At 70.4% G+C, this 17,484-nt stretch carries 10 protein-coding genes; 8 read left to right on the top strand and 2 right to left on the bottom strand.

From position 1 onward, the window contains the following. Positions 1–80 precede the first annotated feature (80 nt). The 5 genes from mtrA (at position 81) to hpf (ending at position 5,641) form a co-directional block, all read left to right on the top strand. Entirely contained in the window at positions 81–761 is a 681-nt protein-coding gene (gene mtrA / locus CSIV_RS05555) for an MtrAB system response regulator MtrA (RefSeq protein ID WP_077050411.1), read from the top strand. A gap of 7 nt (positions 762–768) precedes the next feature. Then, complete coding sequence (mtrB, locus tag CSIV_RS05550) at positions 769–2,454, top strand: MtrAB system histidine kinase MtrB (RefSeq protein WP_077050410.1); 1,686 nt, start codon at positions 769–771, stop codon at positions 2,452–2,454. Further along, entirely contained in the window at positions 2,451–4,109 is a 1,659-nt protein-coding gene (locus CSIV_RS05545) for an LpqB family beta-propeller domain-containing protein (RefSeq protein WP_077050409.1), read from the top strand. The genes mtrB and CSIV_RS05545 overlap by 4 nt, the downstream gene beginning before the upstream one ends. A gap of 92 nt (positions 4,110–4,201) precedes the next feature. Further along, the gene (locus CSIV_RS05540; RefSeq protein WP_077050408.1) at positions 4,202–4,885 is read left to right on the top strand and encodes a ComF family protein; all 684 of its coding nucleotides are present in this window, start codon (positions 4,202–4,204) and stop codon (positions 4,883–4,885) included. Positions 4,886–4,978: 93 nt separating this feature from the next. Further along, complete coding sequence (hpf, locus tag CSIV_RS05535) at positions 4,979–5,641, top strand: ribosome hibernation-promoting factor, HPF/YfiA family (RefSeq protein WP_077050407.1); 663 nt, start codon at positions 4,979–4,981, stop codon at positions 5,639–5,641. A 60-nt stretch (positions 5,642–5,701) separates the two neighbouring features. Here hpf and CSIV_RS05530 read toward each other — a convergent pair whose 3' ends face one another. Beyond that, positions 5,702–7,012 (bottom strand): hypothetical protein, encoded by a 1,311-nt coding sequence (locus CSIV_RS05530; RefSeq protein ID WP_077050406.1) that lies wholly within the window; start codon positions 7,010–7,012, stop codon positions 5,702–5,704. A gap of 181 nt (positions 7,013–7,193) precedes the next feature. Here CSIV_RS05530 and secA point away from each other — a divergent pair, with 181 nt between their 5' ends. Further along, on the top strand, positions 7,194–9,995 hold the full coding sequence (gene secA / locus CSIV_RS05525) for a preprotein translocase subunit SecA (RefSeq protein WP_077050405.1): 2,802 nt from the start codon (positions 7,194–7,196) through the stop codon (positions 9,993–9,995). Between the two features lie 113 nt (positions 9,996–10,108). Next, on the top strand, positions 10,109–11,335 hold the full coding sequence (locus CSIV_RS05520) for a pyridoxal phosphate-dependent aminotransferase (protein WP_077050404.1): 1,227 nt from the start codon (positions 10,109–10,111) through the stop codon (positions 11,333–11,335). Between the two features lie 7 nt (positions 11,336–11,342). On the opposite strand, the gene CSIV_RS05515 is transcribed toward CSIV_RS05520, so the two are convergent. Beyond that, positions 11,343–11,774: an Rv3235 family protein gene (locus tag CSIV_RS05515; RefSeq protein WP_077050403.1), complete on the bottom strand. Its 432-nt coding sequence runs from the start codon at positions 11,772–11,774 to the stop codon at positions 11,343–11,345. A gap of 442 nt (positions 11,775–12,216) precedes the next feature. Between CSIV_RS05515 and CSIV_RS05510 the strand changes: the two genes are divergently transcribed. Next, positions 12,217–17,478 (top strand): ExeM/NucH family extracellular endonuclease, encoded by a 5,262-nt coding sequence (locus CSIV_RS05510; protein ID WP_238592335.1) that lies wholly within the window; start codon positions 12,217–12,219, stop codon positions 17,476–17,478. Positions 17,479–17,484 lie beyond the last annotated feature (6 nt).

Raw genomic sequence — 17,484 nt, 5'->3', positions numbered from 1 at the left:
GACTACGCTCGGGGTGATGCGCCCCACCCGCGGCGCGTTACCCGTTCCCGAACGGGGCCGAGACGGAAGACGTACACCCGATGACTTCACGGATCCTGGTTGTCGACGACGACACCGCGCTCGCCGAGATGATCGGCATCGTGCTGCGCACCGAGGGATTCGAGACCGTGTTCTGCGCGGACGGCGCGCAGGCGGTCGACGCGTGGCGCACCGAGCGTCCCGATCTGATCCTCCTCGACCTCATGCTGCCCGGCGTCGACGGCATCGAGATCTGCACGCGCGTGCGCGCGGAGTCCGGCATCCCGATCATCATGCTCACCGCCCGCACCGACACCGCCGACGTCGTGAAGGGGTTGGAATCCGGGGCCGACGACTACATCGTCAAGCCGTTCAACCCCAAAGAGCTCGTCGCCCGCATCCGCACGCGCCTGCGTCCGGCCGCGGCGGCGGTAGACGAGACGCTGCGGATCGGCGACCTCGTCGTCGACGTCGCCGCGCACGAGGTCCGCCGCGGCGAGAGCCCGATCGCGCTGACCCCGCTCGAGTTCGAGCTCCTCGTGGCCCTCGCCGAGAAACCGCAGCAGGTCTTCTCGCGCGAGATGCTGCTCGAACAGGTCTGGGGATACCACTACAAGGCCGACACGCGCCTGGTCAACGTGCACGTCCAGCGCCTGCGCGCCAAGGTCGAGGCCGACCCCGACAACCCCCGCATCGTGACCACCGTGCGCGGGGTGGGCTATCGCGCCGGCGCGGTGGCTTGAGACCCTCATGACGGGCGCGGTGCGCACGATCCCGATCTCCCGGGTGAGGCGGCCCATCGACTGGCGTGGCATCCGCGACCGTCTGGCGACCCTGTGGCGTCGATCGCTGCGGTTCCGCACGATCGTCATCACCGTCGCGCTGACGGCCGCGACGATCCTCGTCACCTGCGTGGCGATGGCGCTCGTCATCCAGAACGAGCTCTTCACCGCCCGGAAGGACCAGGTGCTCCTCGAGGCCCAGCGCGCGACGGCGGCGGCCCAGGCGACTCTGGATGCCGCGGTGGACTCGACCGATCCGGCGGCGGCGCAGACGCTGATGAACGGCATCGCCACGCGCCTGTCGCAGCAGTCCTCGAGCGACCTGATCGCCCTGTACCGCATCGGTCCCGCTTCTCCTCTGGCGCCGCAACCGTTCATCTCGCCGGCGTTCGACTCGGGGATCGTCACCGACGCCCTGCGGACCCAGGTGCAGTCCAACCCCGACCTGCAGTGGTGGCAGTCGGTGGCGTTGCCCTCCGACACCGGGCGCGAGGTGCCCGGCATCCTGGTCGGTCACCAGTTGCGTTTCCCCGCCCAGGACGGGGTCGACTACTACGAGCTCTACATGGGGTACGACCTCTCCAGCGCCTCTCAGACGCTCGCGTTCGTCCAGGTGCTGCTGTGGGTGGTCGGGTTGGTGCTCGTCGTGCTCATCGGGGCCATCGCCTGGGTCGTGCTCCGATCGGTGACGACTCCGATCGCGGATGCCGCCGAGACCAGCGCCAAGCTCGCGGCGGGCGACCTGGGGGTGCGCCTGCCCGTCCGCGGCGAGGACGAGCTGGCCACCCTGAACCGCTCGTTCAACGCGATGGCCGACAGCATCGAATCCCAGATCAAGGAGCTGGCCGACCTCTCGCTCGTGCAGCAGAGGTTCGTCTCGGACGTGTCGCACGAGCTGCGGACGCCGCTGACGACGATCCGCCTCGCCGCCGACATGATCAACGACCAGCGCGCGGAGTTCGAGCCGACCACGGCCCGTGCCGCTGAGCTGCTGCACGCGCAGGTGCAGCGCTTCGAGGTGCTCCTGACCGACCTCCTCGAGATCAGCCGCTACGACGCCGGATCGGTGCAGCTCGAACTCGAGCCCACGAGCATGGCCCACCTGGCGGAGGACGTCATCGCGTCGATGGAGCAGCTCGCCCACCAGCACGGCAGCGACGTCCGCCTGGTCGCGCCCGGCGGCTACACCCCCATCGACATGGACGGGAGGCGGGTGCGCAGGATCGTGCGCAACCTCCTCGGCAACGCGATCGAGCACGGGGAGGGGCGTCCGATCGTCGTCTCCGTCGACAGCGACCGGGATGCCGTCGCCCTCAGCGTCCGCGATTTCGGCCTCGGCATGCGAACCGAAGATGTGGAGCGCGTGTTCGACCGCTTCTGGCGCGCGGATCCCTCGCGCGTGCGGACGATCGGCGGGACGGGTCTCGGGCTCTCCATCGCCCTGGGCGACGCGCGGCTCCACGGCGGCACGCTGTCGGTGTGGTCGGAACTCGGCCACGGCTCGAACTTCCTGCTCACACTTCCGCGCGACGGGCGTCCGCTCGGCGGGTCGCCGCTGCCCCTGGTCCCGGACGACGAGCAGGGCGGCGCGCTCGAAGCGCTCGGACTGACGCAGCCGATCTCGCTCGGACGGACGGGGAGGACGCCTTCATGAAGCGCGCATTCGCGGGCCTGAGCCTGCTGCTCGTCCTGGTCCTCTCCGCGTGCACCGGTCTGCCCACGACGGGTTACGTCAACCCGGGTCGCGGACCGGAGGGCGACCAGACGCAGCAGTTCGCCTTCGTCCCGGACGGTCCCCTCGAAGACGCCTCGCCCGCCGAGATCGTCGAGGGCTTCCTGCGCGCGGGGTCCGGCCCCGCCGACGATTGGGCCACGGCCAAGCTCTTCCTCGCGCCCGGCACCCAGTGGGACCCGCGCGCCCGGGTGACGATCGACCGCCTCGCCGACCGTCGTGCGACGGCCGTTCCGGACGGGACGTCCGTGGGCGTGCAACTCTCGACGATCGCCGGCGTGGATGCCGACGGCGCCTATTCTCCGGCGGTGAGCGGGGCCACCGAGACCCTGTCGTTCACCCTCGCGCGTGTCGACGACCAGTGGCGGATCACGTCGGCCCCCGACGGCGTCGTGCTCTACGAGGAGGTCTTCCCGACCGTCTATCAGGCGGCATCGGTGGCGTACTTCGACCCCACGTGGAGTTTCATCGTCCCCGACGTCCGGTGGTTCCCGCGCCCGCTCGTGGCCAGCCGGGTCACGACCGCCCTGGTCGACGGGCAGCCCAGCGCCTGGCTCTCGGGCGCCGTGAAGAACGCCTTCCCCGATGGGCTGTCCCTGGTGGGGCGTTCGGTGACGCTCTCCTCGAGCGGCGTCGCGCAGGTGCAACTGCCCCAGGCGGCGCTGAGTCTGGATCGCACCACCCTCGACCGCATGCAGACGCAGTTGACCCGCAGTCTCGCCACGGCCGGGATCAGCGAGGTGCAGATGACGGTCGACGGGACGCCGATCGCCGCGACCGAGCTGCCGGTGAAGGTCACCCGGGTCGACCCGTCGCCGGCCGTGCTGACCACGGACGGGACGTTCGGGGTGCTCAGCGGCGAGACGGTCGAGACGATCCCCACCCTCTCCGACGCGGTGGAGTCGCTCGCCCCGACGAGCGTCGAACTCGAGGCCGACCGCAGCCTCGCCGCCGTGCTCACGCAGCAGGGGGCGGTCGCGAGCGCGCTCGCCGACGGCGGCACGTTCCTCCTCGACGACCGCGCGGGTCTGCTGCCCCCGTCCATCGACGCGACGGGCGAGATCTGGAGCGTTCCGCGGTCTGCTCCCTCGCAGCTGCGCGCGTACACACCGCAGGGGGTTCCGCGCGACATCGGCAACGCCTGGCCGGATGCCTCCGAGGTGGTGTCCTTCCAGATCTCGCGCGACGGCACGCGCGTCGCGGCGATCGTGACCGTCGCGGGGGTCCGGGAGGTGTGGCTGGCGGGCATCGTGCGCGAGGGGAACGCGGTCAGCCTCGGGCCGCCGCACGTGCTGTCGTTCTCGGAACCGGGCGCGTTCGATCTCGCGTGGCTGGACGACACCGTCGTCGGCGTGTTGACGTCGGTCGACGGCGCGGCGCGGCTCGACGAGCTCAACGTCGGGGGACGGGGGACCGTGGGGCCCGTCCCCGAGAGCGCGAAGGCGATCGCCGGAGGCAGTGCGACCGTGCGCATCCTCGACGACTCCGGTCGCCTCTTCAGTCGCCGCGGTAGCTCGTGGACCCTCGTCGCCAGTGACATCCGCGTCCTCGCGGTGCAGCAGGGCACCACGTCTTGACCCGTCCTCCCCGGGCGGGGTCGGGACGGATCCCTCCCCGGAAGGGGTCCCCGCCCCCGCGGGAGCACGCGGTGAGGCGCCATCCTGCAGACATGGGCTCTCCTCTTCCGGCGGTGTGGACGCGCGCCATTCGCGAGGCCGTGGTCGACGCGCTGGCGTTCTGGTTCCCGGTGGCGTGCGCGGGGTGCGGCGCGCTCGACGTCGACGTGTGCGAGGGATGCCGCGCCGCCCTGGCCCCGCGGGTCGTCCGGCGCCCGCTGCTCCCCGATGTCGAGGTGATCAGCGCGCTCGAGTTCGACGGCGTCGCCGCGCGTGTCATCCGCGCGATGAAGTCCGACGGCCGGACGGGCCTCGCCGGCGCCCTGGGGCCGGCGCTCGCCGCGGCGCTCGCCGCCGCCCCGGCCGGGGCGACCGTCACGACCATCCCGGCCTCACGCGCGGCCGACCGGCGCCGCGGCTACCGTCCCGTCGACCTCCTCGTGCGCAGGGCCGGGGCCCGGACCGTTCCGCTGGTGCGGGTGCGCCGCGCCTCCGCCGATCAGCGTGGTCTCGGCCGCGCCGCGCGCCGGGCCAACGTCGCGGGTCTCTTCGCCGCGCGCGCCCCGCTCGCGGGCTCCGTCGTCGTGGTGGACGACGTCGTCACCACCGGCGCCACCCTTCGGGATGCGGTGTCGGCGCTCCGGGACGCGGGGGTCGACCGCATCGTCGCCGTCACGCTCGCGTACACGCCGAGACGCGGCGGATCCACACGCGAATCGGAGGTGATTATTACGTGACATCGGGGTGTCCACCCGACTACCGTGAGGGGGACTGAAGGCGACGGCTGTTCCGCCCTTAGACCGGCGGAACCCGGAACAAGGAGGTCACGGATGGACACCAGCATCGTGGGCGTGGGAGTCGGTATCACCGACCGTTTCCGCTCGGTGGTCGAAGAGAAGGTCAGCCGGATCGAGCACCTCGCGCCCCGCGCGAACACGCTCGAAGTCAAGGTGACGCATCGCTCCTATCGCAACGGCCGGATGGAGGACGATACGGTCGAGCTCACCCTCGACGGGAAGGGTCCCGTGGTCCGCGCGGAGGCGACCGACACCGACAAGTTCGCCGCCCTCGACCTGGCGGTCGACAAGATCTCGGAGCAGGTGCGCCGCGCGAAGCAGAAGCGCGTGGACGCCCGCAACCACCCGCGCGGTGCCAAGTTCGAGAAGGGAACCGGCGAGCTCGCCGGCATCGACGTCGAACCCGCCTCGGTGGACGTCCTCCGCGCGGTGGCGACGGGTTCCGTGCCCGTGCAGGCGGAGGCCGCCGAAGAAGAGGAGTACTGCCCGGTCGTCATCCGGCAGAAGGAGTTCGGCGCCGAGTGGATGACGGTCGAAGACGCCGTCGACCGGATGGAACTGGTCGGCCATGACTTCTTCCTGTTCATCGACGCGCGCACCGACCACCCGAGTGTCGTCTACCGCCGCAAGGGCTGGGACTACGGCGTCATCGCCCTGGGCACCCAGGCTTCGCCCGAGGTCGCGGTCGCTTCCTGACCGTCGACGAGAGCGTGGCCCCGTCCATCGGACGGGGCCCCGCTCTCGTGCGCCGACGACTCAGCCGTCGAAGATGTCGCCCAGCAGCGAGCCGATGACGAGGCCGCCGAGCATTCCGCCCACCATGTTCCCGCCGCCCATCCCGCCTCCGCGACCGTAACCGCCGCGGCCGTAGCCGTTGCCGCCCCAGTCGTCGGGGCGGGACTGCTCGATATCGCGCTGGGCCAGCTGGAGGGACTCGGATGCCAGGCCGCCGGCGCGTCGTGCCGTGGCGAGCGCCGTCTCGCGCTGATCCTCCGCGATGGGGCCCAGGGGGAGTCCGGCGCGCAGCCGCTCGGCCTCGACGAAGCGCGTGCGCGCGTCGGCGCCGATCCACCCGCGGTGGCCCGTGATGAGCCCGCGGGCGACGGCGAGCTGACGGTCGGCGTCGTCGATGGCGTGCTCGACCTGTTCCTGCGAGGGCACGGGTCGCGCCGCGCGCTCGCGAGCGAGATCCAGGTCGGCGTTGGCCTGACGGAGCGAGGAGAGCGCGCTGAACGGGTCGGTGCGGGCGCCCGCGGTGGGCAGCGCGTGGAGCTCCCGCTCGAGCGTCGCCATGGCCTGGAGCACGGCCGGCGTCTGCGCGCCCCGCCGCGCGTCCACCAGATCGCCGCGGGAGTCGTCGATGACGGCCGCGAGGGTCGATTCGGCGCGCAGGGCCTCGATCTCGAAGGTGTCGACGGCATCCAGGAGCGACTCGGCGCGGCGCACGGCCTCGGTCGCCGCTTCCAGCGCCACCGACGCCTGCTCGCGCTGACCGGCCTCGCGACGGCGCTCGGAGACCCCGGCGGTGTGGACGGCGAAGTCGAGGAGCTGCTGGATCTCGTCGGGGTTGCCCGATACCTGCTGGAGCGCGGACGGGCTGTAGCGCTGGGCGAGACGCTCGACGATCTCGCGGGCGTGCGGGACCCTTTCGGCCAGCCGGTCGCGATCGGCGCGGACGCGGGCCAGCGTCTCGGGCGCCCGGCGTACCGCGTCGATCTTGGGCTGCAGGACGAGCGTGCGCTCCTCGAGGAGGTCCTCGGCCCACTTCGAGAGCTGGATGATGCGCGCGTTCCGCGTCCGCAGCTCTTCTTTGGTGTCGGGGATCTCGTCGTGGTTCAGCTGGTGCAGCTGGAACGCCTCGGCGAGGTGCACCTTGACCGAATCCAGGGCGGCCGCGAGGTCTTCCGTGGCCTTGTCGCCGAGCTCGGCGCGGGCGAAGTCCAGTTCGTCGGAGGTGAGCCGCACGCGCTCGTCGGCGGCGACGATGGCGAGTTCGGCGCGGCGTGCCAGATCGGCATCCGCGGCATCCTGCTCTTCGCGCTTCCTCTTACCCCAGAAACCGGCCATGGCTCGATCCTAAGCGGGGCTGTTCGGAGCGGGCCGGGTGTTCGCTACGGGCGCGCACGGCGAGCACGAAAGCCAGCGGGCTCGCAGGTCACGAACGGATAACACGGATAGCATGACCGTGTATGCCTGTACGCAGGCCGGCGTCCACGAGGGCGCCGCACCCGATAGATGGAGATGCTTCGTGGCCAATCCGCTCGAGAAACTGCTGCGCGCCGGAGAGGGGCGCATCCTCCGCCGACTGCAGGGCGTCGTGAAGGCGACCGGTGCCCTCGAAGAGGACTACGAGCAGCTCACCGACGAAGAGTTGCGCAACGAGACGGTCGAACTGCGCGCGCGGTACGAAGCCGGCGAGACCCTCGACCAGCTCATGCCCGAGGCCTTCGCCGCCGTCCGCGAGGCCGCCAAGCGCACGCTCGGCCAGCGTCCGTACGACGTGCAGATCATGGGCGGCGCGGCCCTCCACCTCGGCAACATCGCCGAGATGAAGACCGGTGAGGGCAAGACCCTGACCGCGGCGCTCCCGGCCTACCTCAACGCGATCGCGGGCAAGGGCGTCCACGTCATCACGGTCAACGACTTCCTCGCGAGCTACCAGTCCGAACTCATGGGACGCGTGTACCGCGCGCTCGGCATGACGACGGGCACCGTCGTCTCGGGCCAGACGCCCGAGGTGCGCCGCGAGCAGTACGAGGCCGACATCAGCTACGGCACGAACAACGAGTTCGGCTTCGACTATTTGCGCGACAACATGGCCTGGCGCAAGGAAGACCTCGTCCAGCGCGGCCACTTCTTCGCCATCGTGGACGAGGTCGACTCGATCCTCATCGACGAGGCGCGCACCCCGCTCATCATCTCGGGCCCCGCGTCGGGCGAGGCGAACCGCTGGTTCACCGAGTTCGCCAAGCTGGCGCGCACCCTCGAGGCGGGCGTCGACTACGAGGTCGACGAGAAGAAGCGCACGATCGGAGTGCTCGAGCCCGGCATCGAGAAGGTCGAGGACTACCTCGGCATCGACAACCTGTACGAGTCGGCCAACACCCCGCTCATTTCGTTCCTCAACAACTCGATCAAGGCGATCGCGCTCTTCAAGCGCGACACCGACTACGTCGTCATGAACGACGAGGTCATGATCGTCGACGAGCACACCGGCCGCATCCTCGTCGGACGCCGCTACAACGAAGGCATCCACCAGGCGATCGAGGCGAAGGAGGGTGTCCCGGTCAAGGCCGAGAACCAGACCCTCGCCACGGTCACCCTGCAGAACTACTTCCGCCTGTACGAGAAGCTCTCGGGCATGACCGGTACCGCCGAGACCGAGGCGGCCGAGTTCATGTCGACCTACAAGCTCGGCGTGGTGCCCATCCCCACGAACAAGCCGATGATCCGCAAGGACCAGCCCGACCTCGTGTACAAGAACGAGACGGCAAAGTTCGCGCAGGTCGTGGAGGACATCGCCGAGCGGCACGAGAAGGGGCAGCCCGTCCTCGTCGGAACGACCAGCGTCGAGAAGAGCGAGTACCTCTCGCGGCTGCTGTCGAAGAAGGGCGTCCGCCACGAGGTGCTCAACGCCAAGAACCACGCGCGCGAGGCCGAGATCGTCGCCCGCGCGGGTCGCCTGGGCGCCGTCACGGTCGCCACGAACATGGCCGGTCGCGGTACCGACATCATGCTCGGCGGGAACGCCGAGTTCCTCGCCGTGTCCGAGATGAAGGCGAAGGGCCTCGACCCCGTCGAGACGCCCGACGCCTACGAGTCCGAGTGGGACTCGGTCTACCAGGCCGTCCGCGACACGGTCGCCGAAGAGGCGGCGAAGGTCACCGAGGCCGGCGGGCTGTACGTGCTCGGTACCGAGCGCCACGAGTCGCGTCGTATCGACAACCAGCTGCGCGGTCGCTCCGGGCGTCAGGGCGACCCGGGCGAGAGCCGCTTCTACCTCTCGCTCACCGACGACCTCATGCGCCTGTTCCAGTCGGGGGCCGCCGAGGCGATCCTGGCCCGCACGAACTTCCCCGACGACGTCGCGATCGAGTCGGGCCTCGTGTCGCGCGCGATCAAGAGCGCGCAGTCGCAGGTCGAGGCCCGCAACGCCGAGATGCGCAAGAACGTCCTCAAGTACGACGACGTCCTCAACCGCCAGCGCGAGGCGATCTACGCCGACCGTCGCCACATGCTCCAGGGCGACGACATCGCCGACCGCGTGCAGCACTTCATCGAGGATGCCATCACGGCCATCATCGACGACCACACCGGCAGCGGTCACACCGAGTCGTGGGACTTCGACGCGCTGTGGACCGAGCTGAAGACCCTCTACCCGGTGAGCGTCACGATCGACGAGGTCGTCGCCGAGGCCGGGGGGAACAAGGGCCGTATCACCCCCGAGGGCCTGAAGCGCGAGATCATCTCCGACGCCCGCATCGCCTACGAGAACCGCGAGCAGACGCTCGGCGCCCCGGCGCTGCGCGAACTCGAGCGTCGCGTCGTGCTGCAGGTGCTCGATCGCCGCTGGCGCGAGCACCTGTACGAGATGGACTACCTCAAGGACGGCATCGGCCTGCGCGCGATGGCCCAGCGCGACCCGCTGATCGAGTATCAGCGCGAGGGCTACCAGATGTTCCAGTCGATGATGGGGCAGATCAAGGAGGAGTCGGCCGGCTTCCTCTACAACCTCGAGGTCGAAGTCCGTAAGGGCGACGGCGACGAGGGCGCTCAGGTCGAGGCGAAGGGCCTCGCCCCCGCGGCCGTCGAGGGTCAGCGCCTGGAGTACTCCGCCGCGAACGACGCCGGCGAGGTCGAGGTGCGCAACGAGCGCGGCCAGGTGCAGCAGGCGGCGACGAACCGTCTGCGCCAGGCGGGCCAGGCGACGGCCCCCGCGGCCGAGGCCGCCCCCTCGGGCCCGCGCGGCGCCTTCGGGCAGCGGACGGCGGCCCCCGAGCCCGCGGCGAACAACCGCGCCGATCGTCGCGCCGCCGGCAAGAAGAAGTAACCCCGCCTCACGGATGCCGTGCCCCCGCCGATGCGCGGGAGCACGGCATCCGTGCGTCGGGACAGGCCACGGGTGGTCGATTGGCCGGTTCGGCCCGGGGATATCCTGAGGCGATGAGCCCGCTGCGCCCCCTCGATCAGTCGTCGAAGCTGAAGGACGTCCTCTACGAGATCCGCGGGGAGGCCCTCGTCGAGGCCGATCGACTCGAGGCCGAGGGGCACTCGATCCTCAAGCTCAACACGGGCAACCCGGCGACGTTCGGCTTCGAGGCGCCGCACCAGATCGTCCGCGACATGATCGCGTCGGTGCCCCACGCGCACGGGTACAGCGACAGTCGCGGCATCCTGTCGGCCCGCCGCGCGGTCGTGTCGCGCTACGAGCAGGAGCCCGGCTTCCCCCACGTCGACCCCGACCACGTGTACCTCGGCAACGGGGTGTCCGAGCTGATCACCATGACGATGCAGGCGCTGCTCGATGAAGGCGACGAGGTCCTCATCCCGGCCCCGGACTACCCGCTGTGGACGGCGATGACGAGCCTGGGGGGCGGCACCCCGGTGCACTACCTCTGCGACGAATCGCGCGAGTGGCAGCCCGACCTCGAGGACATCCGGGCGAAGATCACGCCGCGCACCAAGGCGATCGTCGTGATCAACCCGAACAACCCGACCGGTGCGGTGTACTCGCGCGAGGTGCTCGAGGGCATCGCCGACATCGCCCGCGAGCACTCGCTGCTCGTGCTGTCGGACGAGATCTACGACCGCATCCTGTTCGACGACGCGGTGCACATTCCGATGGCCACGGTCGCGCCCGATCTGCTCGTGCTGACGTTCAACGGCCTGTCCAAGACGTATCGCGTGGCGGGGTACCGGTCGGGGTGGCTCGTGATCACGGGACCCAAGGATCACGCCGAGGGGTTCCTGCACGGCATCACGCTGCTGGCATCCACTCGTCTGTGCCCGAACGTGCCGGCGCAGTTCGCGGTTCAGGCGGCGCTGTCGGGGGTGCAGTCCATCAACGCGCTCGTCGCGCCGACGGGGCGTCTCCACGAGCAGCGGGATGCCGCGTGGAAGGGTCTCGAAGCGATCCCGGGTGTCTCGTGCGTCCTGCCGCGCGGTGCGTTGTACGCCTTCCCGCGGTTCGACCCCGAGGTCTACGAGATCCCCGACGACGCCAAGTTCGTGCACGACTTCCTGATCGCCGAGCACGTGCTCATCGTCCAGGGATCGGGCTTCAACTGGCCGGCCACCGACCACGTGCGCATCGTCACGCTCCCCGAGGCCCGGGTGATCTCGGATGCCGTGGAGCGGCTGGGCAACTTCCTGGCGTCCTGGCGACCCTGAGAGGGCGTCACAGCAGCGCCAGGGCGGTGACCCGCCACCGGCCGTCGAGACCCTCGATGCGGAGGGCGATGGCGCGCGTGCGCGTCCGCGCCGCGGCGATCACCGTGGCCTCGACGACGCCGTCGGCGGGCGAGGAGAGGTGCACCGACCGGATCTCGTGCACGTCGCGGGGCGCCGGCATGCGTCGGGCGCTGCGGGCCCGCGCAGCGAGGCCCGCGCGGACGACGACGGCCCGGTAGACGTCCTCCGTCGTCCATCGGGCGAGCTGCTCCGCCTCGCGAACGCCCGCGAAGACCTCGAGCACACCCCGGACGACGTTGCGGGTGAAGACCTCCGCCGAGGGGAGGTGCGCGGTCGAGGTGCGCTGCGGGGCGAAGAACGCGTCGGGTCGGACGGCGGCGGAGGCGTGCTCCGAGCCGCGGAGGAGGGGAGCGGGCATGGGGAACTTCCGTGTTTCGTGTGTGCCGGGGGACTGTGGCACGACGCTAGGACGGCACAGGCGGTGAAGCGAACCGCGCGCCGCCCCGGAGACCAGGGGTCGCGGGGGTGAGACGCGGGTCCATCGCATTGCCCGTCACGACGACCGTGCCGCCGCCCCTGGCATCCGTGCGGGGGAGGACGGCGGACGAACCGGTCAGGGGGTGACGGTGCCTAGAGCGGGCGATCATCATGTCCCCCGAGTTGCCGGGGTGGGCGGTTCACCCGCCTTCTTCACCCGCAGACCCCCGCGTCGCGTGGTCGCGCCCGAGGGGGACGACGCGCCGGCGAGGACATCGACGTGAGCCGCTCCGTTTCCCCCTCGCTAACCTCGCGCTCCGCGGGAAGTGGCGGGGGATGCGTACGTTCCCAGGTGATTCCTCATGTCTACCAAGGAGATCCGTATGTCTGCGCGCCCGTTGTCCATGTCGGCGCTGTCCAGCGCCCTCGCCGCCGTGATCGTCGGCGCCCTGATCCCTCTCGCGGCGGTCGCGCCGGCGCAGGCCGACACCGCCGGCACCGGCGTGATCATCAACGAGGCGTACCTGAAGGGCGGGAGCGCGAACGCCCCGTACTCGAAGAAGTTCGTCGAGCTGTACAACCAGGGCGGCACCGACGTCGACCTGTCCACGTGGTCGCTGCAGTACCGGTCGGCGACCGGCACGAGCGCCTCCAACGGCGTCGGCGCCCTCAGCGGGACGATCAAGGCCCACTCGTACTTCCTCGTGCAGCTCAACGGCAACGGCTCGACCGGCGCGGCGCTTCCGACCCCCGACCTCGACCTTGCCGGCAAGGTGACGCCGTCGGGCACGACGGGCACGCTCATCCTGGCCAAGACCACGAGCGCGATCACTTCGCCGACCGGCAGTGTCACGGGCAACCAGAACATCGCCGACCTGCTCGGGTACGGCGCATCGAACACCTACGAGGGCCGTGTGGTGCCGGTCACCGGGGGGAACGACACCCCGAACTCGCTGGCACGGACGGGCTTCTCCGACACCGACGACAACCGCACCGACTTCACGCACCCGGCCTCCATCACGCCGCAGAACTCCGCGTCGTCGTCGCCGTCGCCCTCCCCGTCGCCGACGACCTCGCCGACCACCTCGCCCACGGCCTCGCCGAGCCCGTCGCCGACGACGCCCGCGGCATCCGTCACGGCCATCGCGGCGATCCAGGGAACCGGCGACGCGTCGCCCCTGAACGGCCAGACCGCCACCACGCGCGGTGTGGTCACCGCCGCGTACCCCTCGGGGGGCTTCGCCGGCTACTACGTGCAGACCGAGAACACCGGCGGCGCGATCGACTTCGCCTCCCACACCGCGTCGGATGGCCTGTTCGTCTACTCGCCCAGCACCGTCGGCCAGGTGGCCGTCGGCGACGTCGTCCAGGTCACCGGAACCGTCGGCGAGTACTTCGGCCTGACCCAGCTCACCGTGGCCTCGGGCGGCGTGACGAAGGTGGGGACCGGCAGCATCGCCCCCGCGACCGTCGCGGTTCCGCGTGACGCCGCCCAGCGCGAGTCGCTGGAGGGCATGCTGATCGCCCCGCAGGGTGCGTACACGGTCAGCAACACCTACTCGACCAACCAGTACGCCGAGATCGGACTGGCCACCGGCACCACTCCGCTGATCACCCCGACCGAGATCGCGCGCCCCGGCACGGCCGAGTACACCGCCGCGGTCGCCGACAACGCCGCGCGCGGGATCACGCTCGACGACGGCGCCTCGATCAACTTCCTCGGCAGCGCCACCAACAAGGCCATCCCGCTGCCGTACCTGACCACGACCACGGTCTCCGTCGGCGCCGCGGCCACCTTCACGCGCCCCGTCGTGCTGGACTACCGCAACAACACCTGGAAGCTCCAGCCCACCGCGCAGCTGACCGCGGACAACGACGCACAGGTCTCGCCCGCCACGTTCTCCAACGTCCGTCAGGCGGCGCCCGCCGCCGTCGGCGGCGACATCAAGGTCGCGACGTTCAACGTCCTGAACTACTTCACCACGACCGGTGACACCCTCACCGGCTGCTCCTTCTACACCGACCGCGCCGGCACCCCCATCACGGTCAACACCGGCTGCGACGCCCGCGGTGCCGCCAACGCCACGAGCCTCCAGCGTCAGCAGGACAAGATCGTCACGGCGATCACCACCCTGGGCGCGGACGTCGTGAGCCTCGAGGAGATCGAGAACTCGGCCGTCTTCGGCAAGAACCGCGACTCCGCGCTCAGCACCCTCACCGCTGCGCTGAACACCGCTGCCGGTAGTGACGTGTGGGCCTTCGTGGCATCCCCGTCGACCCTGCCGGCGTCCGAGGACGTCATCCGCACCGCCTTCATCTACAAGAAGGCGACCGTGCGCACCGAGGGCGACTCGCGCATCCTGACGACCGGTTCGGCCTTCGACAACGCCCGCCGCCCGCTGGCCCAGAAGTTCGGCCTCGTGGGCAAGGGCGACGACTCCACGTTCATCGCGATCGCCAACCACTTCAAGTCGAAGGGATCGGGCACCGGCGCCAACGCCGATCAGGGTGACGGGCAGGGCGCCTCGAACGCGTCGCGCGTCGCCCAGGCCGGCGACCTGGTGTCGTTCGCGAACGGGCTGAAGAGCGAGTGGGGAACCGACCGGGTGTTCCTCATGGGCGACTTCAACGCCTACTCGAAGGAGGACCCGATCAAGGTCCTCACCGACGCGGGTTACATCGACCAGGGTTCCAAGTCGGGCAAGTACTCGTACTCGTTCAGCGGTCAGAGCGGCTCGCTCGACCACGTCTTCGCGTCGTCCGCCGCGGACCAGCGCGTGCGCGGTGCCGACATCTGGAACATCAACTCCGGCGAGTCCATCGCCCTGGAGTACAGCCGTTACAACTACAACGCGACCAACTTCTACGACACCTCGGCGTTCCGCTCCAGCGACCACGACCCGGTGCTCGTCGGCGTGGACCTCACCCCCACGGCGACGGTGAACCTGGTCGACATCAACGACTTCCACGGTCGTATCGACGCCAACACCCCGCAGTTCGCGGGAACGATCGAGCAGCTGCGCGCGCAGTACGGGGAGGCCAACACGCTGTTCCTCTCCAGCGGTGACAACATCGGCGCCTCGCCGTTCGCGTCGGCGTCGCAGAACGACCAGCCCACGATCGACGTGCTCAACGCGCTCGACCTGAAGGCGTCGGCCATCGGAAACCACGAGCTCGACAAGGGCTTCGACGACCTCGTGAACCGCGTGGTCGGCACCGGCCCCAACGCGAAGTTCGCCTACCTCGGCGCCAACGTGTACCGCAAGGGCACGACGACCCCTGCCCTGCCCGAGTACGCCATCACCACGGTGGCGGGACTGCGGGTCGGCGTCATCGGCACCGTCACGCAGGAGACCCCGGCGCTCGTCTCGCCCGGTGGTGTGAGCGGCGTGGACTTCGGCGACCCCGTCGAGGCGACCAACCGCGTGGCCGCCCAGCTCACCGACGGCGACCCCGCCAACGGTGAAGCGGATGTCATCGTCGCGGCCTACCACGAGGGCGCGGGTGCCGGAACTCCCGACGGCGCGACGCTCGCTCAGGAGATCGCCGCGGGCGGACCGTTCGCCAAGATCGTGACGCAGACCTCGGCGAAGGTCGACGCGATCTTCACCGGTCACACGCACAAGACCTACGCGTGGGACGCCCCCGTCCCCGGCGCCACCGACGGCCGCACGCGCCCCGTCATCCAGACGGGCAACTACGGCGAGAACATCGGCAACGTCGTCCTGACGGTCTCCGACACCACCGGTGACGTGCTGTCCTACACGGGCGCCAACGTCGCGCGCACCAAGACCGCGACGAACACCCTGGTCGCCACCTACCCCCGCGTCGCGCAGGTCAAGAGCATCACGGATGCCGCCCTGGCCGCCGCAGCTCAGATCGGCAACCAGCCGGTCGGATCGGTGACCAAGGACATCACCACGGCGTACGCGGGTGGCTCCTACACCAACGGCGTGTACACCGGTGGGTCGCGCGACGACCGCTCGAAGGAGTCGACCCTCGGCAACCTCGTCGCGGACTCGCTCGTGACCAGCCTCGGCGCAGCGGACCGCGGTGGGGCGCAGATCGGTGTCGTGAACCCGGGCGGCCTGCGCGCCGAGCTGTTCTACGCCCCCGACGGTGTCGTGTCCTACTCCGAGGCGAACGCTGTCCTGCCCTTCGTGAACAACCTCTGGACGACCTCGCTCACGGGCGCGCAGTTCAAGACTCTTCTCGAGCAGCAGTGGCAGACCAACGCCGACGGCACCGTGCCGTCGCGTCCGTTCCTCAAGCTCGGCCTGTCGAAGAACGTCGCGTACACGTTCGACGCGAGCCGCGCGGCCGGTGACCGGATCACCTCGATCACGGTCGACGGCGTCGCGATCAACCCCACCGCGTCGTACCGGATCGGTTCGTTCAGCTTCCTCGTGCAGGGCGGCGACAACTTCCGCGTCTTCACGCAGGGCACGGGCACGAAGGACTCGGGTCTGATCGACCGCGACGCCTGGATCGACTACCTCAAGGCGAACCCGGGCCTCGCGCCCGACTTCGCCCGACGGTCGGCCCAGGTCACGGGCGTCCCGTCGACGCCCGTCACGGCCACCTCCTCGCTCGCGCTCACGGTCTCGGGTCTCGACCTGACGTCGCTCGGCAGCCCCGCCAACACAACGGTGTCGGTCGAGTGGACCGGCAGCTCGGCGTCGTTCGCGCCGGTGACGGTGTCGGGCGGTTCGGCGAGCCTCTCCCTGACGGTGCCCACGGATGCCGTGGCCGCCAGCGAGATCGTCGTGCGGGCGCAGCCGAGCGGGACGATCGTGCGCATCCCGGTGACGGTCGCGGTCGATCACGACGCTCCCCGCGTCAGCCTCTCGGTGAGCGGCCGCACCGTCACCGTCTCGGCGACCGACGCCGGTGCGGGTGTCGCCTCGGTCGAATACCGCCTGGACGGGGGTGCCTGGACGGCCTACTCCGCCGCCCTGGTGCTCGACGACAAGGCGCACACGGTCGAGGCCCGCGCCACCGACAAGGCCGGCAACGTCTCGACGGTCGCTTCGACGTCGCTGGCGTCGGTCGACACCACGCAGACGCCGGTCCTGACCGCGCGCGGCACGGCTCGCACCGTCACCGTGGGCGACTCCGTCGCGCCGGGCTCGGTGTCCGTCGCGGATGCGAGCGGTTCCGCACTGTCGGGGGTCGCGGTGACGTTCAAGGTCTCGGGTCCCGCCACCTTCGCCGGTGGCAAGACGAGCGTGCGTGTCGTCTCCGACGCACTGGGACTCGCCACCGCACCGTCGGTGACGACCTCGGCGGCGGGTGCGGTGAAGGTCACGGCCAGTGCTCCGCTCGCCACCAAGGTGTCGCTCCCCGCGATCACGGTGGTGGCCAAGGCGCCCGCGCTGACGATCGACGGTACGGCCACGACGAGCATCGTCAGCGGCAAGGCGCGCCTCACGGTCCGCGTCACGAACACCGCGACCGAGACCGTCGCCATCAAGATCAAGACCGTCTACGGCTCGAAGACCGTCGCGACGCTGGCTCCCGGAGCCTCGACCGAGGCCGTCTTCAAGACGGCGCTGACCTCGCTCCCCGCGGGTTCGGCGACGGTCGAGATCACCGGCGCCTCGGGGGCGAACACCGTCGAGCTGCCCTACACGGCGACGCGATGACCGTCG

It is taken from the genome of Microbacterium sp. CSI-V, assembly GCF_001984105.1.
Lineage (GTDB): Bacteria > Actinomycetota > Actinomycetes > Actinomycetales > Microbacteriaceae > Microbacterium.
Note: the sequence above shows the minus strand (reverse complement) of the source record. Positions and strands in the feature narration are given on the sequence as shown.

Bases quoted from the DNA above. Each gene is read 5' to 3' on its own strand.
- CSIV_RS05520 (WP_077050404.1), top strand. From the start codon at position 10,109: ATGAGCCCGCTGCGCCCCCTCGATCAGTCGTCGAAGCTGAAGGACGTC.
- mtrB (WP_077050410.1), top strand. From the start codon at position 769: ATGACGGGCGCGGTGCGCACGATCCCGATCTCCCGGGTGAGGCGGCCC.
- mtrA (WP_077050411.1), top strand. From the start codon at position 81: ATGACTTCACGGATCCTGGTTGTCGACGACGACACCGCGCTCGCCGAG.
- CSIV_RS05545 (WP_077050409.1), top strand. From the start codon at position 2,451: ATGAAGCGCGCATTCGCGGGCCTGAGCCTGCTGCTCGTCCTGGTCCTC.
- CSIV_RS05540 (WP_077050408.1), top strand. From the start codon at position 4,202: ATGGGCTCTCCTCTTCCGGCGGTGTGGACGCGCGCCATTCGCGAGGCC.
- CSIV_RS05530 (WP_077050406.1), bottom strand. From the start codon at position 7,012: ATGGCCGGTTTCTGGGGTAAGAGGAAGCGCGAAGAGCAGGATGCCGCG.
- CSIV_RS05515 (WP_077050403.1), bottom strand. From the start codon at position 11,774: ATGCCCGCTCCCCTCCTCCGCGGCTCGGAGCACGCCTCCGCCGCCGTC.
- hpf (WP_077050407.1), top strand. From the start codon at position 4,979: ATGGACACCAGCATCGTGGGCGTGGGAGTCGGTATCACCGACCGTTTC.
- CSIV_RS05510 (WP_238592335.1), top strand. From the start codon at position 12,217: ATGTCTGCGCGCCCGTTGTCCATGTCGGCGCTGTCCAGCGCCCTCGCC.